The following is a 381-nucleotide window of genomic DNA, read 5'->3' on the forward strand; positions in this document are numbered from 1 at the left end:
CCCACGGTACCGTCAAGCCGTTCCACCACGCCGCCAAGCTGCCAACCGGACGTGATCACCGGGGCGTCGTTGGTGCCGGTGATGACGATCGTCACCGTCTGCACTGCCGTGCCGCCATGGCCGTCATCGACGGTCACGTCGTACTTCTGCGTCAACGTCTGGCCGGCCTGCAGGCTGTCGAGCACGCCGTCAGCCACCTTGAAGCTCCAGCCAACCTTGTCGGTCGCCTGATTCACCGGGCCGAGCGAGAATGTGCCGAGATAACCGCCACCCTGCGCCGCGAAGCTGGCGTTGTGTGTGTCGAGCGTATCCACATCGGCAAAAGTGACCGCGCCGCCCTGCACATGCACAACCGCATTCTCACCGGCCGCGTTATCAGCT

At 64.6% G+C, this 381-nt stretch carries 1 protein-coding gene; it reads right to left on the reverse strand.

Going from position 1 to position 381, the window contains the following annotated elements; all coding sequences use genetic code 11:
* Window positions 1-381, reverse strand: a 381-nt coding sequence (locus IB264_RS35740) for a VCBS domain-containing protein (RefSeq protein WP_192435381.1), incomplete at both ends; no start/stop codon positions are given.

It is taken from the genome of Ensifer sp. ENS11 (genome assembly GCF_014851895.1).
Lineage (GTDB): Bacteria > Pseudomonadota > Alphaproteobacteria > Rhizobiales > Rhizobiaceae > Ensifer > Ensifer canadensis.